Annotated in this window: 19 protein-coding genes and 5 pseudogenes; 21 read left to right on the plus strand and 3 right to left on the minus strand. The window is 39.5% G+C overall.

Annotation, left to right across the window (positions count from 1 at the left end; all coding sequences use genetic code 11):
* Positions 1–20 precede the first annotated feature (20 nt).
* Complete coding sequence (locus AC04Q4_RS16680; RefSeq protein ID WP_476389334.1) at positions 21–2072, plus strand: hypothetical protein; 2052 nt, start codon at positions 21–23, stop codon at positions 2070–2072.
* Positions 2073–2230: 158 nt separating this feature from the next.
* Here AC04Q4_RS16680 and AC04Q4_RS16685 read toward each other — a convergent pair whose 3' ends face one another.
* Together AC04Q4_RS16685 and AC04Q4_RS16690 are read right to left on the minus strand one after the other, a co-directional pair.
* On the minus strand, positions 2231–2944 hold the full coding sequence (locus AC04Q4_RS16685; RefSeq protein WP_173757378.1) for a LytR/AlgR family response regulator transcription factor: 714 nt from the start codon (positions 2942–2944) through the stop codon (positions 2231–2233).
* Between the two features lie 15 nt (positions 2945–2959).
* On the minus strand, positions 2960–4288 hold the full coding sequence (locus tag AC04Q4_RS16690) for a GHKL domain-containing protein (RefSeq protein ID WP_476389335.1): 1329 nt from the start codon (positions 4286–4288) through the stop codon (positions 2960–2962).
* Positions 4289–4567: 279 nt separating this feature from the next.
* On the opposite strand from AC04Q4_RS16690, the gene AC04Q4_RS16695 reads away from it, so the two are divergent.
* From AC04Q4_RS16695 to AC04Q4_RS16765, 15 genes and pseudogenes are all read left to right on the plus strand, one after another.
* Positions 4568–5515: a hypothetical protein gene (locus AC04Q4_RS16695; RefSeq protein WP_173757380.1), complete on the plus strand. Its 948-nt coding sequence runs from the start codon at positions 4568–4570 to the stop codon at positions 5513–5515.
* A gap of 167 nt (positions 5516–5682) precedes the next feature.
* Positions 5683–5967, plus strand: coding sequence for a response regulator (locus tag AC04Q4_RS16700; RefSeq protein WP_476389336.1), 285 nt, complete (start codon positions 5683–5685; stop codon positions 5965–5967).
* A 25-nt stretch (positions 5968–5992) separates the two neighbouring features.
* Entirely contained in the window at positions 5993–7444 is a 1452-nt protein-coding gene (locus AC04Q4_RS16705) for a diguanylate cyclase domain-containing protein (protein ID WP_476389337.1), read from the plus strand.
* A 61-nt stretch (positions 7445–7505) separates the two neighbouring features.
* The gene (locus tag AC04Q4_RS16710; protein ID WP_173737428.1) at positions 7506–7676 is read left to right on the plus strand and encodes a hypothetical protein; all 171 of its coding nucleotides are present in this window, start codon (positions 7506–7508) and stop codon (positions 7674–7676) included.
* A pseudogene (locus AC04Q4_RS16715) lies at positions 7628–8284 on the plus strand (alpha-amylase family glycosyl hydrolase); the annotation flags it as partial. The gene AC04Q4_RS16710 and the pseudogene AC04Q4_RS16715, both read left to right, overlap by 49 nt.
* Positions 8285–8549: 265 nt before the next feature.
* The gene (locus tag AC04Q4_RS16720) at positions 8550–10238 is read left to right on the plus strand and encodes a glycogen/starch synthase (RefSeq protein WP_476389338.1); all 1689 of its coding nucleotides are present in this window, start codon (positions 8550–8552) and stop codon (positions 10236–10238) included.
* 85 nt (positions 10239–10323) lie between these two features.
* Positions 10324–11087: pseudogene (locus AC04Q4_RS16725) on the plus strand (IS5 family transposase).
* Positions 11088–11612: 525 nt separating this feature from the next.
* A pseudogene (locus tag AC04Q4_RS16730) lies at positions 11613–11978 on the plus strand (transposase); the annotation flags it as partial.
* A gap of 44 nt (positions 11979–12022) precedes the next feature.
* Complete coding sequence (locus AC04Q4_RS16735) at positions 12023–12943, plus strand: AraC family transcriptional regulator (RefSeq protein ID WP_195455392.1); 921 nt, start codon at positions 12023–12025, stop codon at positions 12941–12943.
* Between the two features lie 436 nt (positions 12944–13379).
* On the plus strand, positions 13380–13850 hold the full coding sequence (locus AC04Q4_RS16740) for an LURP-one-related/scramblase family protein (protein WP_195455391.1): 471 nt from the start codon (positions 13380–13382) through the stop codon (positions 13848–13850).
* Positions 13851–13895: 45 nt separating this feature from the next.
* On the plus strand, positions 13896–14114 hold the full coding sequence (locus tag AC04Q4_RS16745) for an aspartate dehydrogenase (RefSeq protein WP_173737433.1): 219 nt from the start codon (positions 13896–13898) through the stop codon (positions 14112–14114).
* Between the two features lie 26 nt (positions 14115–14140).
* Entirely contained in the window at positions 14141–14317 is a 177-nt protein-coding gene (locus AC04Q4_RS16750; protein ID WP_173737434.1) for a YccF domain-containing protein, read from the plus strand.
* A 161-nt stretch (positions 14318–14478) separates the two neighbouring features.
* Positions 14479–15279: an SDR family NAD(P)-dependent oxidoreductase gene (locus AC04Q4_RS16755; protein WP_173757482.1), complete on the plus strand. Its 801-nt coding sequence runs from the start codon at positions 14479–14481 to the stop codon at positions 15277–15279.
* Between the two features lie 9 nt (positions 15280–15288).
* Complete coding sequence (locus AC04Q4_RS16760; RefSeq protein WP_173757483.1) at positions 15289–16251, plus strand: helix-turn-helix domain-containing protein; 963 nt, start codon at positions 15289–15291, stop codon at positions 16249–16251.
* A gap of 691 nt (positions 16252–16942) precedes the next feature.
* Positions 16943–17785: pseudogene (locus tag AC04Q4_RS16765) on the plus strand (Abi family protein).
* A gap of 360 nt (positions 17786–18145) precedes the next feature.
* On the opposite strand, the gene AC04Q4_RS16770 reads toward AC04Q4_RS16765, so the two are convergent.
* Complete coding sequence (locus AC04Q4_RS16770; protein WP_173737438.1) at positions 18146–18628, minus strand: MATE family efflux transporter; 483 nt, start codon at positions 18626–18628, stop codon at positions 18146–18148.
* Between AC04Q4_RS16770 and AC04Q4_RS16775 the strand changes: the two are divergent.
* The 5 genes and pseudogenes from AC04Q4_RS16775 to AC04Q4_RS16795 form a co-directional block, all read left to right on the plus strand.
* A pseudogene (locus AC04Q4_RS16775) lies at positions 18560–18997 on the plus strand (tyrosine-type recombinase/integrase); the annotation flags it as partial. The gene AC04Q4_RS16770 and the pseudogene AC04Q4_RS16775 sit on opposite strands and share 69 nt — an antisense overlap.
* A 519-nt stretch (positions 18998–19516) precedes the next feature.
* A complete protein-coding gene (locus tag AC04Q4_RS16780) occupies positions 19517–19639 on the plus strand; it encodes a hypothetical protein (protein ID WP_274602631.1) in 123 nt (40 codons plus the stop codon).
* Positions 19636–19986: a hypothetical protein gene (locus tag AC04Q4_RS16785; protein ID WP_173757484.1), complete on the plus strand. Its 351-nt coding sequence runs from the start codon at positions 19636–19638 to the stop codon at positions 19984–19986. The genes AC04Q4_RS16780 and AC04Q4_RS16785 overlap by 4 nt, the downstream gene beginning before the upstream one ends.
* A gap of 268 nt (positions 19987–20254) precedes the next feature.
* Complete coding sequence (gene clpB / locus AC04Q4_RS16790; protein WP_476389339.1) at positions 20255–22837, plus strand: ATP-dependent chaperone ClpB; 2583 nt, start codon at positions 20255–20257, stop codon at positions 22835–22837.
* 241 nt (positions 22838–23078) lie between these two features.
* Positions 23079–23252 carry a DUF4250 domain-containing protein gene (locus AC04Q4_RS16795; protein ID WP_119239034.1) on the plus strand — a complete coding sequence of 58 codons (174 nt, stop codon included), beginning with the start codon at positions 23079–23081 and terminating at the stop codon, positions 23250–23252.
* Positions 23253–23470 lie beyond the last annotated feature (218 nt).

A 23470-nucleotide genomic window follows, 5' to 3' on the forward strand; every position in this document is an offset into this window, starting at 1 on the left:
CACTCAGGAGGAAAACAATTATGAAGAAAAGAGCTTTAATTCTTGCAATGATCGCTTTTATAACAGCTATAGCATCTGAACCGGCAGCAAATACGGTATATGCAGAGGAAACACAGACAGAAGAAAGTGCTGGTCAGGCATCAGAACTTCCGGTCAAGGCACTTACACCGAAGGCTATGGATGTGAATCCGTATATGGCAGCCAGTGATTCTAACATTCATCATGACTGCTATAATACAGATTCAACAGATGAGGTATTGCCCGTTGATATTTATTCTGAGATCAATGTTTCTTATGAAAAAGTTAATCCCAATGCTTCGCCGGCAGTCTTTTTTGATTCCTATGGACATTCTGTGGTTCCGCTTCTGGGTGGCCTGGCGATCCGTGATATTAATGCAGATGAGGCACAGACCTTGGGCTATTTTTCACCAAAACAGCATGACAATGGAAGCTATCTGATACAGAGTTCATATTCTTTTGTAGATGAGAGCAATCGCATTGTGTGTCCGACAAACGATAATCGGGTACTTATGCTTAAGGCTACAGATGAGGAGGGAAATGTACTTCCGGAATTTGAGAAGGTTCTGGATATCGACATTAAAGCGGCAGCAGAGGCAGCGCTTGGAAAAACACTGGATCAGAATCTGTTATCTGTAGTTTTTGATTATGAGGGAAATCTCTGGTTTGCAACAGGAGGCTTCCGCATTTATCCCGACAGAAAACAGCAGGGAACCTTTGGCTATGTTTCACGTGCAGCTATCGATAAAATCCTGAATGGAGAAGATGTGGATCTGTCAGATGCAGTGTTTGTATATGAACTGGAACCGGGAGAGGGTGCAGAGAATGGTATTGCGGCATCTAAGGAGGGTGCGGTCATTCTGACAAATCTGAAGTGTTATCTGCTCCAGGCGGATAATGGTGTGAAAAAAGTCTGGGAAACTTCCTATAAAAGTGTGGGTGCCAAGGAAAGCAAAGAAGGCGATGAGACGACAGGCGGCGGTCTTGCATGGGGAGGTGGATGTTCCCCGTCTCTGACCAAAGATCTGGTTATGTTTACAGATAATCAGGATCCGGTAAATCTTATTGCAGTGGATATGAAAACAGGAGAACAGGTTGCGAGTGCGCCTGTTATAGATGAGCTTCCGGAAGGTACACAGGTGTCTGTGGAAAATTCTGCAATTGTATATGATGATGGAGAGGGAACAGTAAGCACGATCGTATGTAACTGGTTTGGTGCAGGAAGTGCGAAGCTTGGAGAAGCAGATAATGATTCCTCAATACAAAGCTATGAGAATATTTATGATGTGGGCTGGCTGAGACAGGGCAATAAAATGATCGCGCCAGGTATAGAACGTGTGGATACAGTTAAGACGGAGGACGGATATGAGATGAAGAGTATCTGGTGCAGAAGTGATCTGTCTGACACTTCCATGATGAAGCTGTCCACTGCAACAGGATATATTTACGGATATGTTCAGGATATGGAAACTGGTATGTGGCAATATATCATGCTTGATTTTGAGACAGGCGAGACTGTATTTACCATGGATATTTCTGACAAACCGGGATACAACAACATGGCTATCGGTATGTATGCGGGAAACAGCGGAAATGCGCTCTATTGTCCGACCGGTTATCTGGAACTTCTGAGACTTCAGGACAGGTTTGTATATCTGCCGGAAATGCCTTACCGCAAGGTGGATCTGGATCAGACAATGCGCAATGTGTTAAGCCAGGAGAAATTTGCAGCAGACGGTGGCCAGGGAGATGTGGAAGGATGGCTGAACACGATCACAATTGAGAATGTACATCCGAATACGACCGTTGCAATACGTATGAAAGGAATCTCAGGGGAAACAGGTTCTTTGAAGCTGTATGCATATGGTACAGATGGTACCTTGAAGGAAGTTCCGACAGAGAAATGGCATATCCAGACAGAAGATGGTGAAACACCGGATACGCTGACAGAAGATGTACTGTATGAGGTACACATGACTGTGGAAGACGGCGGCGATTTTGATCTCAGTGAAACGGAAAAAGAAATTAAGATATCTGCTGTTCTGGGAATCTGAAGGAAAACTGGTAAACAACCACCGGTTAAAACGGTGGTTGTCTACAGTCTGGACGGCGGTCGATAAGACCGCCGTTTTCTGCTGTTTGCATTTATAGCTGATTGACTGATAAAAGATAATTGCGAGAGATGAAATGATTTTTGAGCTGTTTGGAGAAATTAAAACCATTTTGCAGCGTATTGCTGTAATTGTTCCTGGACATTCCGGTAGCTGTATTTGCTGACCGGGATTATTTCATGATTATTCAGTGTGATTTCAAAGCGTCTGATTGAACGGACAGCATACAGAGAAACAATGTAGCATCTGTGACATTGCACGAAGATATCTTTCGGCAGAGTTTCACGGACTGCAGAAAGGGATTTATATATCTTCGTGACAGTACCGTCCTGAAGGTGAATCTGCAGTTCTTTATTGATTATTTCAATATAGGTAATATCCCTGATATGAAAGGATACAGTTCTGGACGGAGTGTCGATTATAATGGATTTCGGGATCAGATGTCGGATCGCACGGGTTAGTGCTTCTGCAAGTTTTTGACGGCTGACCGGCTTGAGGATATAACCTACAGGTTCAGCAGAATATGCATCGAATACAAATTTCTCACTGCTGGAAATGAAGATAACGGGAATTTGGTTTTCAGTGTCACGGAGACATTCTGCAAAGCTGATCCCATTGTTTTCACCCAGCATAATATCAAGAATCAGAATGTCACAGCTTTTGGGAGTATTCTGCAATGTATTTTTTAATTCTGAAATAGAAGTATATTTTCGAATCTCACAGGATTCTCCCATGGATGCTAAAATATCGATGATCATTTCTGATATCTGTGTTAAAAAAATCGGTTCATCATCACAGATGACAATATGGTACATAGTGAAAGCCTCCTATTATTCGTTATTTTCGTCAAGACAAAGCGTTGTTGTTACAGCAAAAAAACCACTACGTACCTGTACGCTCAGTATACCATTGTATTTTTCGGCGATTCCATTGATGATCTTAAGACCGTAACCGTGTCTGTCACTGTTCTTTTTACTGGATTTATATTTTCCATTCGTGATTCTCAAGTTATCCTCATTGCAGGAGTTTTCACATTTAATAAACAGAAAATTTCCCTTTGAATGGAGATTCAGCCGGATGATCCGCTGTCCTTCAGAAACCTTCTGACACCCTTCTACTGCATTTTCCAATATATTTGTCAACATCCGGCACAAATCAATGTCTTCCATGTTGAGTCTTCTGCCAATGATAATACTGTACTTCACTATGGCTTTATAACGGCTGGCACGTTCTGCAAATTCTGAAAGGATGGAATTGACCAGAGCATTGGCTGTGTAGGTGACAAAAGGAAGCTGTTCGGCTTCTTCAGTAAATTTCTGTATATACTGTCTGGCACCTGCATAGTCCTCCTGTTTAAGATAGGAGGACAGGGCATTCATATGATGCCGGATCTCATGGTGTATTTCCAGAATATGTTCATTGTTTTCTGCCTGATTCCGGTAGTTTTCCAGTATGCGCTCGGAAATCCTCTGTTCTTCTTGTTTACTGCGGATGTATTCCATGACACTGAAGAATACGGCATATACTATGAAAGCAAATACTGCAAACAGTACAAACATAACATGGACAACTATATTATTGGAAAGATTTATTATGCTTGAGAACTGTGCAATGCTGGCAATCAGAATAAACAAAGCAGGGAGGGAGCAGAGAATCTTCCAGATCCGTGATTCCAGATCAGCATTGATCATAGTACGGATTCGCTCCATCAGCATGAGAAATGGTTTTGCAAGAACTAGATTTATGATAAGTGTGAGAGCCAGTGCAAAGGGCGGATACATAAAATAATCGGATGGAAACCGGAAAGTACGGTGCAAAAAGGTAACGGTGCTTGTAACAAAGAATCCGTAGCTCATTACAACAAAAAATACAAATAGTTTTTCTGCTATTTTTGCCTGGATGATAAAACAATACAACACTCCGAACAGTAGCAGGGCAATATAAAAAATAACATTCCAGATTAGCTCTTTGTAATCACCGCCAATGTTGAACTGTGCGATAAGAGAAAACGGAATGACCATTACAATAAAAATGGACAGTGCCATGAGCATTGTCTTTTTTGTGCTTAGGCGGAAACGATCCCGGAATGGATACAAACAGAAAAATGCATAAGGAAAAATCTGAAGAGAAAATCCGCAGAAATAACGCAATGCTATCATAAAACCCTCCTGTCATAAAGATAGATAATGGCCAGGTTACTTATTAAAAATAAGTATACCATTGGTAGAGGGCAAAATCAAATCATATGAAGGCCTTTTTACGCCATATTTTGACTATTCACGCAAAAATATAGACAGGGAAGTCAAATTCAAATAACATAAATAATATAGATGCAGAAAACTGTCAAAATGAGGAGAGCTTTTGATACGGTATATATGCCCGAAAGTTCGCTTTTACTGGCATCGTAAAGGAAAAATATAAGAAAAGGAGACTAAAAAATGAAGAAAAGAATGATTATTGTGACAGCACTGATTATGGGAACTCTGGGAGCAGGATGTGTGAGTGTCCAGGCATCGGATACGTTACCTGAACTGACAAAAGACAATGCACTGGAACAGATGATGAAAGCAGGAGAAACAGACAGTCTTGTAAGCAATCATAAAAGCTATGAAGCTACCTGTGAATATACACTGCAGAATACAAAGGTATATGACTATGAAGATTCTGAAGTGATGTATGTAGATATGTATGGTACTACCCAGATGCTCTATAAAGATGGCGAATTAAAATACGGAAAAGAAGGAGATGAGTATCTCTCCTGTCTGTATATTGATGAAGCAGATGGAAATGCAGATGATCTTATAAGCTTTTACACAGATGAAACCATAGAGGAAGAAGTGACGGATCTGAAGGAAGATGGTGATACGGTCATTATACAGACAAAGGTACCTGAAGAACTTACGCAGAGCGCATTGAATTCTCAGGGAGATGGAGAATCCTACACAGAGGGAGACTGGATTTCTATGGAATATGTGGTTGCTTCGGATGATTACAGACCACTGAAACATACTCAGATTCTGAATCATAAGGACGGCACTTCAGAAGAAGCTTCGAAGATGGAATTCTCCTACGGCGTGGACAGACCTGAGGATGTAGCAGATCTCTGTGAAAAGTACGAAGAAGCAGAAAAAGCAGAAGGTGATGTACGTAATGTGACAGTTACTGCAGCTCCTGGTACAGAGCAGGAAAAGGATTATGCAATCACTGTTCCTGCAGATAATCACGTATGGATCATGCTTCATGATGATAGTTCTTATTACGTTTTGTATACAGATAAGGAATGTAAAGAATTGCATGAGCCAGAGGAAGATGTGAAAGGAGACACACATCTTTATGCAGAGATTGAGTCTTATGAGGATTATGAAGAGGCAGAGGATGAAGTATGAGGAGTTTGAGAGTATTTATCCGGTAACAATATATCACAAAACAATACCATGGATTTACAATTCGTGTCATTTTCTGTCGTTTCGTGACAGAATTATTGAAAAAATTCTGACTTTTTTATAATGAGGATAACAAATGGGAGTATAGCAAATGGAAGAGGAGGGATGTCGTGTATTGTATTGCCATATTGACTGATCAGGAACAATTTTTTGCACAGACATTGAAAACAGTACCGACAGTGGTGTTTCTCGCATTACCGGGTGTGTCCGGCCTGAATGCAGCAGAACACCTTCGTTCTCTGTATCCGAAATGTGGAATCATCTGGTGCAGTGACCTTGATTTTTCGCTTCATGCGTTCAGGCTGCGGATAGAATATCTTTTTATGAAACCTGTGGAAGAGCAGAAAATAAAAGAAGGACTTTCAATCTGGTTTGAATGTAAAAAAGTAAGATGAGAAAGACATTCAGGAGGAAAACAACATGAAGACAATCATAAAGTATGAACTGGTCATAAATGAAGCACTTAGATCTGCACTCAATTACCACACACCAGACGAGCAGATTAATGAATTTATCCGCTTTTTCGGCATACATATCGGTTCTGACAGAATATATATTTTTGAGGATTGTAAAGAAAGACATGGCACAGACAATACGTATGAATGGTGTGCACAGGGAGTAACTCCTGAGATAGACAGATTGCAGAATGTCGATATGGACGTAATAAAGTGGTGGTACGATACGTTTTCCAAGGGCGAAAGTATCATTATCACTGATATAGAAGATATAAAAGAAGAACATCGCGTATCGTATGATATGTTAAAAGAGCAAAATGTGAGAAATGTGGTGGTGTGCCCTTTACGTTATAAAGATGAGATAAGCGTTTTTTTCGGTGTGGATAATCCTCCCAAAAGTGATTACAGGGGGCTTACTACTTTTCTGGATATGATAGGAACGCTTCTTATCTCATTTCTGAAATTGCGTAATTCATTTATAAAGTCAAATAAAGAGGCAAAGCTCAGCAGTTATTCATCCCTCTCGAAGATCTACATATCTATGCATTTGGTTGATGTGCAGACAAAAAGATATCATATTATAAAAATGACAGATCAGATTGCGGAATATCTGGGAAAAGATTTTAAAATGGGAGAATATGAAATCAGGGATAATTTTTGCGGACATATCAAGAATATTGCTGAGAAAATGTGTATAAAATCACAACTTCAGGAATCACTGGAGTTTGTAGATATCAGTACGCTGGAAGAACGGCTTCTTGGAGAAAACAGCATAACACATGAATTTATAGATAAAATATCAGGCTGGTGTCGAAGCAGATTTATTCCTGTAGACTACGATGAAAATGGAAGACTTCGGCATGTGCTTTTCTGTATTGAGTGTATAGAAGAAGAAAAAAAGCGTGAGAACAGGCTGATTTATCTGGCGCGGACAGATCTTATGACCGGATTATGTAATCGTGGAAGTGGAGAAAAAATGATTACTGAACTTTTAAAGGGAAAAAAAGGAGGATTGCTTTGCCTGATCGACTGTGACAAATTTAAATCCATCAATGATACTTATGGGCATTCTGTAGGAGATAAGGTGATTATAGCCGTTGCGGAGAAGTTACGGAAAACATGTCGTGACAGTGATGTGGTTTTGCGGCTTGGAGGTGATGAGTTCGCAACATATATGCCGAAAATGTTGGAGCGAACAGTAGCTGAGAAATTTTTCGAACGACTTTTTGAAAATATCCGACAGATTGATATCATAGAGATGCATGGAAAGAGTATAGAAATAAGTCTTGGTACGTGTTTTTATGATGGATATGAAGCGGTTTCTTTTGATCTGCTATACAGAAAGGCTGACAGGGCAATGTATCAGAGCAAAAAGCAGAAAGGCTGCAGTGCTGTAATTTATGGGGAGGGGATGTAAAAAATTCTGGAAGATTCCCGGTTATGAGCTGCGTAGCGAAGCGGAATAAAAGGAGGAGTCTATGAAAGAAAAGAAAGTAATTGATTACACCAGAACCTATCGAAGAATTGAGGCAGATAAAAAGAAATGTATTCTGTATATTGTTATACTAATCCTGCTTGGTTTTCTGCTTATGTGGACTCAGATCGATGTTTTTACTCCTTTGCATTTACAGATGCGATGCCGAAACTGAATACGAATAATGAAGAAGTGATCGAATATTTCTGCAAGGTCTGTGAGGACTGGATCCGGAAATTTGATATAGATGGAATCCGTTTTGACGTGGGAAATGAAGTGTCTCATCGGTTTTTAAAGCGGATACGGGAACATTTAAAAGCGGTAAAACCGGATCTTTATCTGCTGGGGGAAATCTGGCATGATGCAAGCCAGTGGCTGCAGGGAGATGAATATGATTCAGTTATGAATTATCCGCTGCTCAGCGGAATCCATGATTTTTTCCTTGATAAAACGATGAAAAAAGAGGAATTCGAATACATGGTAAACCGTTGCTATACCATGTATATGCAGCAGAATAATGATGTGCTTTTTAACCTGCTGGATTCACACGATACGGAACGTCTTATGAACCGTTTTCATAATCTGGATAAGTTCTATCAGCAGCTTGCAATGCTCTTCACTCTTCCGGGAAGTCCCTGTATTTACTATGGAACGGAGATTGCAATGGAAGTTTTGCTAAACGCATCGAATGAGAAGGTAAAAGGAAGCGGGGAAGTGCTTTTTGCCCGGGAGTTTGATGGAGATATACTTGGCGCAAATGGAACGCTGATTCGCAGAATTTAAACCGAATCAAGTAAGTCCCCTGCGGAGATTACGAAGAGTAATAAGCAGTGGATGGGGACTTGCTTGTATCACTCAGGTAAGAATTAAGTGATGGAAGCATTTCACATAATAATAGTTACTTTGCGCATTTTGTGTTATAATTGAAATTAACAGGAAATGATAAATATCTGTAAAATGAATGTTTATCAGGAACTTACCGGAGGACATTTTAGTTAAGGCGTAATAAATTTCGGACTTTGTGAAATGCAAAAGGGAGATCAATGATATGAGGAAAAAAACAGTCCAAAAAAGCAGTACCAAAGGCAATGCGAAGAGTAATACAAAGAGCAATGCAAGAAACAGCGTAAAAAACAGTGCAAAAAACAGCCCTCAAAAAGCTGTTAAGACTGTTGCTCCAACAGTAGAGAATGTTTCTGTTAAGCAAACCGCAATTATTCAGGAGCCATCTGTTGAACAGGATGAACAGAACATTCCAACGAAACAGCCTGATCTGGGACTGCGAAGAAGTGTAGCTTTCATTGGATCAGAATGTTATCCATTTGTTAAGACCGGTGGATTGGGAGATGTAATGTCTGCCCTGCCAAAGAGTCTGGCAAAATTAAACATTGATGTTAAGGTCATTCTTCCAAGATATAAATGTATTCCTCAGAAATTTCAGGAAAAGATGGAATACAGGGGTTCCTTTGATATGAATCTCTGCTCTGATGGAAAGCAGTATTATGTGGGAATTATGGAATATCAGGAGGACGGTGTTGTCTATGATTTTATAGATAATGATGAGTTCTTTTCCTGGGGAAATCCATATACGAATCTTATAGATGACATTCCGAAATTCTGTTATTTTGCAAAAGCTGCCCTTGCTGCCCTTAATTATCTGAATTGGACTCCTGATGTAGTACATTGTCATGACTGGCAGGCAGCTTTAGTACCACTTTATCTGAGAACCTGTTTCCAGGATACAGATGTGGGACGTGCAATTTCAGTACTCACAATACATAATCTGAAGTTCCAGGGTATTTATGACAGAAAAATGATTCAATACTGGTCAGGACTTCCGGATTATGTATTTAATAAGGACTGCATGATTCAGAACTGGCTGGATGCCAATATGTTAAAGGGTGGTATCGCTTACAGTAACAAAGTTACAACCGTAAGTAACACCTATGCCTGGGAGATTCAGACAGAGGAATATGGAGAGGGACTTGCAGAGCATTTAAGATATCACAACAATAAGATTCTGGGAATTGTGAATGGTATTGATACGGATATCTGGAATCCAGCAACTGATAAGCTGTTAGCTGCTGATTATGATGAGAAGTCAGCAATAAAGAATAAAAAGATTAATAAAAAAGCTCTTCAGGAATCTCTGGGACTGGATGTAGATGAGCATAAGATGGTAATCGGACTTATTTCACGTCTCACCAACCAGAAAGGTCTTGATCTTGTAAATGACGTAATCCAGGGAATTATGGATGAACATACGCAGGTGGTTGTTCTTGGTACTGGTGATTCTCAGTATGAGAATACATTTCGTTATTATGAAAACAAATATAAGGGCAATTTCTGTGCATATATTGCTTACAATGAAAATGTGGCTCACAATATTTATGCAGGATGTGATGCACTTCTGGTTCCATCAAGATTTGAACCATGTGGACTTACACAGCTTATAGCCATGAGATATGGTGCAGTTCCGATTGTAAGAGAGACTGGAGGACTTAAAGATACGGTTCAGCCTTATAATATGTTTGAGAATACAGGAAACGGTTTTACATTTGACAGATATGAAAGCGGGCTGCTTTACGACGCGATCAACAGAGCAAAGACTCTTTATTTCGAGAACAGGAAATCCTGGGATGATATGGTAATCCGCGATATGAATAAAGATGTTTCCTGGGAAAAGAGTGCAAAACAGTACAAAGATATGTATGTAGGATTAACACCAAGAGATTAGAGCGTGTTTGAAAAATAAAAGTTGCACAAAACATATATCCTAATACCCATTTTCATGTTAGAATAAAGAAAAAGGGGTGTTAATTATGTTGAGACGATACGAATTAACCGATGAAGAATGGAACCGTATAGCTCCATTACTGCCGCCTGAAAATTCCGGAAAACAGGGACGCCCCCAAAAGTTCAACCGGACAATTCTGAATGGAATTGTTTGGATTGCTCGTAGCGGAGCTCCATGGCGAGACCTTCCAGAACGTTATGGTTCCTGGCAAACTGTTTATTTCCGTTTCCGTAAATGGATTGAAGACGGCACCCTTGATAATATTTTTCGTGTTTTGAGCTTAGAAGCCGAATTAACAGAACTGTCAATTGACGCTTCTATTGTCAAAGCGCATCAGCATAGTGCTGGAGCAAAAAAAGGGGGCCACCAAACGAAATAGGACACAGCCGTGGTGGAGCCAGCACAAAAATCCATGCAGTTGTAGATGCATACGGTTATCCGGTTTATTTTATGATCAGTGAAGGGCAACGTAACGATATCAATTACGCAATCCCTTTGCTGGATCATGTCAATACCAATGGAAGTAATGTATTGGCAGATCGTGGATACGACTGTAACAAGCTAATTGATTATATCTATGCCCATACAGGAGAACCAACGATTCCTTCTAGAAAAGGTGCTAAATTTGAACGCCATTGCGATTGGTGGCTTTACAAAGAGAGACATTTGGTAGAAAATTATTTTCTCAAATTGAAAGCATATCGTCGAATTGCCACCCGCTATGATAAGCTGGCTTCAACTTTCTTGGGATTTATATGTATCGCTTCAATATTAATTTGGTTAAAATGAACAACTTACAATGTTTTTCAAACACGATCTAGAGCATTTACAGTTTGGACAGGGAAGAATATATCGGATTTTAGAGCCAAAGAATCGGGTTGGAAACAGAAGCTTTAAAATGATTTTTTCTGAAATTATAAAAAAGGCAGCGGTTTTTCCTGATAAATATGTCCTTACCAACCCTGTCTCAAAAAAATGGATTCAAATTCAATTTAAGAAAATACCTACTGCCATACAGCATACCCCCCGCTGTTTTTATACCAGACGACAGGGCTTTCCTTAAGGCAGCTTATACTCTTTTGGAACCGTTTTTCCATGTCCTTTTATGTATGAAAATCTACCGCAAGAGTGATAATACAAAAATGGATAACATAGATTTATAAAAGCAGGGGCTGTCCGGGAAATAGATAGTTCCAAAGCAGGGAGGGTATGACTTACAACAAGTCATACCCTCCCTGAAATTTTATCTGAAAAAAGAAAAAAAGATGGCTAACGACAACCATCTTTCTCTCCGTTACATGTTATAATGTAACTATGCTAACAACTAATTATTATAATGACTTTTTTGAGTTTGGGCAACAGAAAATTAACTTTAGTTTTTTCGAATTGAGTTTACCCGACGACGATCCAGTCTATACCCTGAAAAAAGTGATGGAGGATTTAGATTTTTCTGGCCTGCTGGCCAATTGTTCAGATAAGGGAAGAACCGGGTATAACCCAATTATGATGTACGCTGTAGTTACTTACGCAAACATGCGCGGAGTACGTTCTGTTGACCGTATTGTAGAAGTATGTGAAAGAGATCTCGCTTTTATATGGCTGACCCATGGGCAGAAACCAAAACGGGACGCTTTTTATGAGTTTAAAGGGAAAAAGTTGACTTCTGAAATACTGGATAAAAAATACAGATACGAGATAATTTGAATACAAGGATGTGAGGAAAAATGCGAAAGGCAGAATACCGTTATTATGAAATTTCTCAGGATCTTCCCGTTATGGCATTAAGTGGTAAAAAATGGGAAACTATTTATGGGACAGATAATATGCACTTTCATAATTGTTTGGAGATAGGATATTGCCATTATGGAAATGGAACCATATATGTCGCAGAAAAAGAACTGCCATATCATGCCGGTACGATAACATTTATTCCTAAAAACACACCACATCGGACATGTCCTACACCGGAGGAACGTGGAAAAAAACAAAAATGGGAATATTTATTTGTGGATGTGGAAGAAATTTTAAAAAGAGGTTTTGTAAATGCTCCAGAAAAATATATTTATGTTGAACAGAATCTATCGCAGAAAATAAGTGTTTTGGAGAATGCTGGAAGCACGAAGACTGTGACGCTTATGCAGATGATAACAGAAGAAATACAGCTGAGACAAGCAAATTATAGATATACTGTTTCAGCGCTTGCGTTTAATCTTGTGCTGTTTTTTGATCGTTTAGATAATGAAAACATAAAGTTTCAGAATAATTCTAGGGAAACTTTAGATTATACACGTAAAATTATAAGTTATATAGAATTACATTATATGGAGGACATCGGGGGAAAGGATTTTGCAAGGGTATGTAATCTGAGTGAGACACATATGCGGAGGATCTTTATAGAGTCTACTAATATTACACCATCAGAATATCTAAATCTGGTTCGGATTAAGAAAGCCTGTGAAATGCTCGCAAAAGAAAAATGTTCCATAGAAAAAGTGTCTAATTCTGTAGGATACCCAGTGTTATCTACATTTATGCGTAATTTTAAGAAAATAACGGGAATTTCACCAAATGCATGGCGGAGAAAAGCATTGGAGAATCCGGAAAATGTAACAACTTACCAAGTATCAGTGTTTAAGGGGTGGTAAAATATAATAGGGTGCCACTAGGAACAGTAAAAAAACCATAAGCATCGTCCCCATTCCCACATTATCATTTTGATCCGAGAGAGTATGAAGACAAAAGATGAACTTCCAGCCTGCTCGGTAGCAACGGCCGTGTCTCTTATTTCTCCCCACTTGAAATTGAGAGCTTCAAGTTTTTGGGGATGACAAGCAGCTCAGTATGATATTAATTGAAGATTGCAATGAAAAGATCATCTACCGTAAACAAGCAGTAGATGGTTTTTTTTATATCTTTTTGGGAACAAGTAGAGATTTATAGCTAGAAATATATGTTTTATCATAATCTGTGCAATAAGATGGGTTAATTCTTCGATTTACATATTTTTTAAAGTGTTCTGACATGGTATTATGGTACTTATAAAGAACCAATTATATCTGTTGGAGAGAGTGGTGAAAAGTTATGAAGCTATTGTTTAAACAAAGGTTGTTTTCATGGTTTGACAGTTATGATATCTATGATGAAGCAGGCAACACTGTTTATGTAGTAAAAGGTCAGTTGTCCTGGGAACATAAACTTGTAATTTATGATGCCTATGGAAATGAAGCAGGAATGGTTGTTCAGAAAGTTCTTACCTTTCTTCCTAAATTTGAGATTTATAAAAACGGCAGTTATACAGGATGCCTGAGCAAAGAATTCTCATTCCTGACGCCGCGTTATAATATTGATTACAATGGATGGCATATTGATGGAACCATTATGGAATGGGACTATAGCATTCTTGATCAAAGCAGATATTTAATTGCACGGGTCAATAAAGAACTGTTTCATATGACTGATACATATGTCGTTGATGTACAGAATCCAGGAAATGCGTTGGATGCTCTGATGTTTGTACTTGCGATTGATGCAGAAAAATGTTCCAGAAATTAAAAAGTTGATCTTGTTGTCGAAGATATTCGGAGATGGGGAGGTAGCATGGGATTATTCAAAAAGAAAATCGTGAAAAAAACATATGACCGAGAACATATGAAACCAGTTATTCGTGTAAGCATATGTACTGGAGAAGAAGTAGCAGGATTCAAAGACATACGGACCGGAAAAATCGAAGAAATCATACTGATCAGATATCCAGAGGACTTAGAAAAATTTAAAGAGATATATGAGATAACAGAGGAAATTGCAAAAGAATATTAGACATTGGATAAGGAGGAGATGTTGTCATGAGAACTATAGGTAATATCCTTTGGTTTATATTTGGAGGATTATTGGGCGGACTGGCATGGATTTTTGCAGGTTGCATATGGTGTATTACAATTGTTGGAATTCCATTTGGAAAGCAGTTCTTCAAAATGGCAAGACTCTCTTTCATGCCATTTGGTGCGAGTGTGATAGGGTAGAATGTGTAAGGTCTTATCCTCCTTGCTGTATGGTGGTATTTTATGATGATAAATTTGGCGTGAATTGATATGATAATGACATTTAATGTTGTTCAATAGAGAGTTACTTTTTCATATAATTGTATCATCAAAAATAAGCAACAGAAAAAGGAGACAATACTATGGAAAATAAAAAAACGGCACTTATTACAGGTTCTTATGGCGGTCTTGGCACATGTTTTGTAAATATTCATGCAGGCGATGGTGGAAATCTGATTCTGGTGGGAAGAAATCAGAAAAAACTTGATGAACAGGCAGATAGCATACGCAAACTGTATGATGTGGGAGTACACACAATTGCGGCAGATCTATCTTCACCTGATGCAGCTCAGTTGATTTATGATACTTGCAAGGAAAAAAGGTGGCAGGTGGATTACCTGATTAACAATGCAGGTTTTGGCGGTCAGGGTGATTTTGCAAGAGAGAGGACGATGGAACAGGATATGTCCATGATCGCTGTAAACATTGAAACACCCACAAGGCTTTGTAAACTGTTTCTTCCAGATTTCATAAAAAGGGGAAATGGCAGGGTACTGAATGTATCATCAACAGCTGCAACAATGCCAGGACCTTTGCAGGCAGTATATTATGCGATTAAGGCATATGTTACAAGCTGGTCAAATGCTCTGTGGCGTGAACTCCAGGAAACTGGTGTTACAGTAACGGCCTTGATGCCTGGTGCAATGCAGACTGGTTTTATCAGTGCAGGTGGACTTTCTGATACAAAGCTGTTTTCAAATGCCGTAGATCCTGCCAGGGTAGCTAAGGCTGGTTATGATGTGTTGAAAGGAAAACTTAATGTGATCTCGGGGCTTCCGGGATGGCAGACTCCTATGATGAAACTGGCTCCTTTATTCCCGAAGAAGACCATGTTGAGTTTTGTATACGATCAGCAGCGTGTAGGAAATGCAAAGAGAAAATAAGGAAAGCAAATGGACAAATATATTTTAGATGGACAATATGGAAAATATCTTGAAATGATTGGTGTAAAAGTTGGTGAAGCATTAAAAGAAGCCGGTGTGACTGAGGAACTTTTCAGCTGGAATAAGCCGGTACTGGATGAAGTCGATTACTATGCCTTTATAAGTGCAGTAGGAAGACAGGTTACGGATCCGAAGCTGCCAATATTGCTTGCTTCTGCTGATAATATTGAGAGCTTTTCACCGCCGATCTTTGCGGCATACTGTAGCAAGAATGGCAACGTATGCATGGAGAGACTTAGTGCTTATAAGCGGATCATTGCTCCTATGCGGTATGAATTATACGAAACAGATGGAAAAGTGAAGCTTGTGATTGAGGCAGGCAAAGAAGAACTGACCATGCCGCAGTTCCTTGTGGAAACAGAGATGGTGTTCATTATAAATATTATTAGAAAAGCAACAAAGAGCCGCATTTCTCCTGTAGAGGTTCTGATGCAGCAGCCGGTCACTGATAAGGAATTTAAAAATTTCACAGACTGTGCGGTTAAGAAAAGTAACGAAAATGTCCTGATTTTCACAACTGAAGATATGGAGAAGCCTTTCATAAGCTTTAATGAAGGAATGTGGAATTTCTTTGAACCGGAGCTTCAGAAAAGACTGTATGAAATGGAAAAGGATGATACCTTTGCAGCGAAGGTTAGAAGTGCATTAACGGAACTTCTTCCAGGTGGTGGTGGAACAGCTGACGGTGTGGCTGAAAAGCTGGGAATCAGCAAACGGACGCTTCAAAGGAAACTGACTGAAGAGGATACTTCTTTTCAAAAGCAGTTGAACGGTGTAAGGGAGTTGCTTGCGAAACATTATATAAAAAATACAGATATGAGCACGGATGATATCTCATTTCTGCTTGGATACCAGGAACTGAACTCATTCCTGAGAGCATTTAGTAGTTGGACGGGAATAAGCGTCAGTTAGTATAAGAAGTATTGTTTTGTTCAGAACACAGCATCAAAACCATTCTATAAATTTAAAAAGAGAAGGTAGTTGCATATAATAAAGAGGAACAGAGATGCTATGATTAAGTTCCACACTTGAGCAATCAAGATACAGTGGGTACTTTATAAATGTTTAAACGAAGCCGTAGGACCGTAAGGTATAGCTTCTGGAGGCTCCCCAGTTTATCAGGGGAGTTTTTCTTTGGAAAGATTTATGATAATAAAAAATGAAAGTAATCAGAAATACAGGGCTAATGTCCTGCCTGTTAAAAATTTGAAAATTGAAATGTATAATTCAATTAAGCACATCTGTCAGTTTCAGGCGAGACTTTTGGAGTTGTGAGAATTCACTATTATAGTGTTTAACATAATATATAACAAGAATTCTCCTACCTCTGCAGGTAGTGAGATGAATTGTAGATCTGAGATCTGAGCATAAACGCGCATAAATGCTCAAAAGAATTTTATAAATAAATTGCTGATTTTTTTACAAAAACAATCTTGACAGTGACATTGAAAGCTGTATAATAACATTAACAGAACCCACCACGCCTCTGATTTTTCATGTGCAACCCGGTGGGACTTTCTTATTTATGGGGTGTTTTATGTATCAATATCCAAAACAAATATTAACAATAGAACAGCAGGTGCAATCTTATATAGATGCAGGAATGAAGATTACATCTCAAGAAGATGTAGAGAAGGCATTAAAGTCAATTGGATTTTATCGTTTGAGAGGCTACTCGTTTCAATTATATGATAATGCTGCAAAGAAGTATGTTCTGGGAACAAAGTTTGAAGATGTTATAAAATTGTATCAATTTGATCAGGAATTATCTGCTTTGGTTTTTTCAATGATTTCTAAGATTGAGGTTGCTTTGAGAGTGCGATTGGTGGAAGCATTGCTTATACACGGAGAACCACTTGTTTTGCAAGATTCATCGATTTTTAAAGAGAAAAAACGGTATTGGCAGAATATGGCTACTGTAGCGTCAGAAATTGCTCGCTCTAATGATGTGTTTATCAAACATAATTTTGACAATCATGATGGAGAAGTACCTGTATGGGCGGCCGTTGAAGTCCTTTAGTTCGGTACATTGTCGAAGATAATTAAGAATTTGAAAACAGGTACCGGAAGATCATATTCTATCTTGGCGTCAAATTATCAGTATAAATCGAAAAAAGGAAATTTGGTAAAACCATCACAGAAAATGCTTGCTTCATGGATACAGGGTGCTTCAGTATTGCGTAATATGTGTGCTCATAATTCCAGAATTTATAATCGTACAATTCATACGACACCGGAGATTCTGGATGTAGATAAAATTACGCCACCACCAGCGCATAATGGCTTGTATCAAATCTTACTGGCGATGAAGTACCTGCGTTCATCTGATGAGGAGTGGACAGTATTTGTAAATGCTTTCGATAAGCTGATTCAAAATAATAATGGTGTGGTCAGTCTCGCAGCAATGAATCTTCCTGCGGATTGGAAAGAACATTTAAGTGTATAAATGCAGTGGAATTGCATAAAATAATAAAGCAGACCTAATCAAGCACTTTTTGCTCAAATCGGTTAGGCTTTCGGCGGAGTGTTACGATAAGCACTTCGCCATTTTTATTTTGATAAGGAACATCCTCCTTTTACATATGATTGCACAATTTGAACGAAAAAAGTCTCATGATCATGTGAGAAAATGAAAGTAAAATTTATTAGATGATATAATTGTTATATCGGCTAAAAAATAGTGCGGTGAGCAAAAAGAATGGCGTTTTTGCCGATGATGTGATATACCGAATTTTAATCTATGACCTCAAATCGTAAAGCAAAAGCCGCAGGACTAATTGGATGCCCGCAGCTTAGTTTATGCATATTATTCAATTACTTTTCGTTTATTGATAACATACAGAATGATACTCATTGCTGCGACAATCGTCTCAACCACTGGCTGAGTAGCAATTACACCGGGTAACTTCCAAAATAGATTCATTACTATTACTCCTGGAATAAAGAGTATAACATTTCGTAGCATAGTGATGATCATGGAATTGAATGCCTTTCCCAAAACTTGAAAATAAGATGTTACAATATTTGTAATCCCAAGCATAGGAGCGGATAAGCCAATTACCCAAAGGAAGGATGCAGCCTGAACAATCAGTTGGTCTTCTTCTAGGAAAAATGATACCAATGCGCGTCTGAACATAATGAATGCAGCAGTAAAAAATACACCAATCAGAACATCAAACAAACCGCCGACATAAACAGCATTTTCAAGGCGTTTCTTCTGTTCCTGACGTTTGTGTATGACAATGCGGTGTGCTGTAAATATTATGAAGTGGTGTACATACTCTTTCATACGGGAATGCGAATATCAGAATTTTGTGGACTGACGCTGAAGGATATTGATCTTGAGAACAGAACTGTGAATATTGCCCACCAGTTGCAGAGAACGTCAGATATGCGATATATCATAGAAACTACGAAGACGGATGCAGGAACAAGAGTATTGCCAATCACAGAGGATGTGGCACAGATGTTTCAGGCAATCAGCGAGGACAGAAATGCTCTCAAAGTGGAAAAATCCATTGATGGCTACAGTGGATTCCTGTTTTACGATGACAATGGAATGCCCCTTGTGGCAATGCACTGGCAGCACCGATTTAATCATATGGTCGGCAGATACAATGACATTTATCGAGTGCAGATGCCAAATATCACACCTCATGGTCGAGTTATAATAGGGACAAGTTAGAAAACTCCAGTAAATACAAGGGGTTGCACTAATTTAGTCCTTATTTTTAACTCCCTAAAAAGGGAAAAATATGGCAGCGCTGTCATTTCAGAATATGAGTTATTACAGACCCAGACTGGAAATGGGTTTGGGTAACACAAGAGTAAAAATAACAGAATTATTGTAACTACGTAACCTGGAATGGGAAATGCAGAAGTATCCACAGATTCAGTCATTGAAAGAAGCAAATCTGTTATTAGGAACAAGACGGACATTTGGAATTTATCAGATCCGGGATGGTTCACCGGGCGACAACTATGCATTTATGAATATCCTGCGCCCTTTTTTGCGTTTTCTTGCATCTTGGTTCATATATTATGCATTTTGGTAATGCTCATATAGACATATAGATAAATATACGATAAAACAAAATCAGATACATAAAATCTATATCAATGTTGTTGCTTCTGTTGTTAAAAATTGTAGAGCAGGTTGAGAAAAAAGGAGAACAAAATGGGATCAGATATCATAAAAATAAGTCATCTAACCAAGAACTTCGGTGATGTAAAAGCTGTTAATGCGGGATATGTCGTAATCCTTGATAAAAGAAGCCTAGAAAAGGATGAAAGGCGGTGAATTATATGAGTTCTTTGGACAAAATACAGAAACTTTCAAAACTTGGAAAAATACTTTGCAGTATTGTTTTTGTTTTTTGCGTGATAGGAATTATAGGAAGTGTTGTAGGAATTGCATTTCTTGCAGCAGGGGTGGATGCGATACATATTGGAGGAGTTACATTAAAGAGTATAGTGCAGACAAACTCCGGAACCAGTATAGGTACAGCTAATATTTATATGGTTGTTGCAATTATTCTTTGTAGTGGTGAGGCTGTGATAACGATGGAAGTATATAATCACTTGGCAGGAATGGACAGGATAGAAAAAGAGATTGCCAGACTGGACGGATTGGTAATGAATGGCTGACACCAAAAAAATAAAAATTGGTGTCAAATTGGTGTCAAACCATTAAAAAGCAGAAAATAAATCAGAAATAACAAAACTCATAAATGCCGCAAACCATTGATTTTACTGGGCTTGCAGAAAATTTCACAGAGAGTTCACAAAATAATTAGCACTCACCTATTGACAGTGCTAACAAAAGGTGTTATAGTTCTCCTAGAACAAGAAAAAAGCACGGCATTTCCAGTATGCGAATATTGGAAATGCTTTTCATAGAATAGGAGGAAAGCCTATGAATATCAGTAAATTTACACAGAAATCCGTACAGGCTGTCCAGGATCTTGAGAAGATTGCTTATGAATATGGCAATCAGGAGATCGAGGAGGAACACCTTCTGTATGCCTTGCTGACACAGGAGGACAGCCTGATCCTCAAGCTGATCGAGAAGATGGAGATCCAGAAGGAATATTTTATTGACACAGTAAAGAAAGCATTGGATGCCAAAGTTAAGGTTTCCGGTGGACAGCTTCACTTTGGCCAGTATCTGAACAAGGCACTGGTCAGTGCAGAGGATGAAGCGAAAGCTATGGGAGATGAGTATGTATCGGTTGAGCATCTCTTTCTTTCCATGCTGAAGAATCCAAGCCCGAGCATGAAGAAAATATTCAATGAGTTTGGAATCACCAGAGAGCGTTTTCTTCAGGCACTGTCTACAGTCAGAGGAAACCAGAGAGTTGTCAGTGACAACCCGGAGGCAACCTATGATACTCTGAATAAATATGGTGAGGATCTTGTGGAGAAGGCGAAGAATCAGAAGCTTGATCCGGTGATCGGCCGTGATGCGGAGATCCGGAATATTATCCGTATCCTCTCCCGTAAGACCAAAAACAATCCGGTTCTCATCGGTGAGCCTGGCGTTGGTAAAACAGCAGCCATTGAGGGACTGGCACAGCGTATTGTAGCCGGAGATGTACCGGAAGGTCTTAAGAATAAGAAGATTTTTGCTCTGGATATGGGTGCTCTGGTTGCAGGCGCCAAGTATCGTGGTGAGTTTGAGGAACGTCTGAAAGCAGTTCTTGAGGAAGTGAAGAAGAGTGAGGGTGAGATCATCCTGTTTATCGATGAGCTTCATCTGATCGTTGGTGCCGGCAAGACAGACGGTGCCATGGATGCAGGAAACATGCTGAAGCCTATGCTCGCCAGAGGTGAGCTGCACTGTATCGGTGCAACAACTCTGGATGAGTACCGCCAGTACATTGAAAAAGATGCGGCACTTGCCCGTCGTTTTCAGCCGGTTATGGTAGATGAGCCGACTGTAGAAGATACCATTTCCATCCTTCGTGGACTGAAGGAGAGATATGAGGTATTCCACGGTGTAAAGATCACAGACAGTGCCCTGGTTGCAGCTGCCACACTTTCACATCGTTATATTACAGACCGTTTCCTTCCGGATAAGGCCATTGACCTTGTAGATGAGGCCTGTGCGCTGATCAAGACGGAACTGGATTCCATGCCGACAGAGCTGGATGAGCAGAGACGTAAAATCATGCAGCTGGAGATCGAGGAATCTGCCCTGAAAAAAGAGACAGATAACTTAAGTAAAGAGCGTCTGGCAGAACTGCAGAAGGAACTGGCAGAAATGAGAGATGCTTTTAACACCCAGAAAGCACAGTGGGACAATGAAAAACATTCCGTAGAGAAGCTTCAGAAATTACGTGAGCAGATCGAGGATATCAATAAACAGATTCAGAAGGCGAAACAGAACTACGATCTGGAGAAAGCAGCAGAGCTGCAGTACGGCGAACTGCCGAAGCTTCAGCAGCAGCTGGAGGTTGAGGAGAAGCAGGTCAAAGAAAGTGACAGAAGCCTGGTACATGAGGCTGTCACAGATGATGAAATTGCCCGTATCATTTCCAGATGGACCGGTATTCCGGTAACGAAACTGACTGAGGGTGAGAGAACGAAACTTCTCGGTCTTGAGGATGAACTTCATAAACGAGTAGTAGGACAGGATGAGGGTGTTCGCCTTGTAACAGATGCGATCCTTCGTTCCAAAGCAGGAATCAAAGATCCCACAAAACCGATCGGTTCATTCCTGTTCCTTGGACCAACCGGTGTTGGTAAAACAGAGCTTGCCAAGACTCTGGCTGCCACATTGTTTGATGATGAGCAGAATATGGTGCGTATTGATATGAGTGAATACATGGAGAAATATTCCGTGTCCCGTCTGATCGGAGCGCCTCCAGGATATGTCGGATATGAGGAAGGAGGACAGCTGACAGAGGCCGTCCGAAGAAAACCGTACAGTGTTGTTCTTTTCGATGAGATCGAGAAGGCTCATCCAGATGTATTCAATGTACTTCTGCAGGTACTGGATGATGGACGTATCACAGATTCTCAGGGACGTACCGTTGATTTCAAGAATACGATCCTGATCATGACCTCCAACATTGGTTCTCCGTATCTTCTTGATGGTATCGACGAGAAGGGAGATATCAAGCCGGAGGCACAGGAGCAGGTTATGGGAGATCTCCGTGGACACTTCCGTCCGGAGTTTCTGAACCGTCTGGATGAGATTATCATGTTCAAGCCACTGACTAAGAATAACATTGGCAAGATTGTTGATCTGATGGTAAGAGAACTCAGTGACCGTCTGGCTGACCAGGAGCTTTCCCTGGAGCTTACAGATGCTGCCAAACAGATGGTAGTGGATAACGGCTATGATCCGGTTTACGGCGCACGTCCTCTGAAGCGTTATCTCCAGAATTATGTTGAGACACTGACAGCCAAGAAAATCCTTTCCGGTGATGTACATGCCGGAGATACCATTGTGCTGGATGTGAAGGACGGAGAGTTTACCGTCAGCACGAAATAAAAAATAACTCCATAAAATTACAGATAGATTGACTGTGAAAAGAACTGTCGTTTCTGATAGAAATTCGTTTTAGAATGAAAATCAGAATTTGGCAGTTCTTTCAAATATGGAAAAAACTTTAATTGGACACTTGACAAAAAAGGATAATGGTAAGATAGTAAATTTAATGTTTTGCAAGTGACAGTCATCAGGCTGTCCGGAAGCAGCTTATAAATATCAGACAAAAGGATGGAAACAGATTATGATACCAAAGGACCCGGTAATGCTTTTAAGTTACGTAAATACACAGCTGCGGGATTTTTACAGATCCCTGGATGCTTTCTGTGAGGACAGAGGACTTAACAGGAAAGACCTGGAGGATAAGCTTGACATGATTGATTATGCTTATGATCCGGCTGTGAATCAGTTTGTATAAGAAAATCAGGAACAGAAAGAAGTACCCGTTTCGGATAGAAAAATTCCGGAGCGGGTATTTTTATTTATGCAAAAAATTGGAAAACAGCAGAAAATAAATTAGCTTGGCAAATTAATTAACAGATTTTAATTGGAGATAAAAGAAACTGTAAATCTTAAAAAAGTGTAAAATACACAAAAAACAGTTGCATTTTTTGTGCAGATGTATATTATATATAG

The sequence above is a fragment of the Blautia sp. HA8986 genome, from assembly GCF_056504635.1.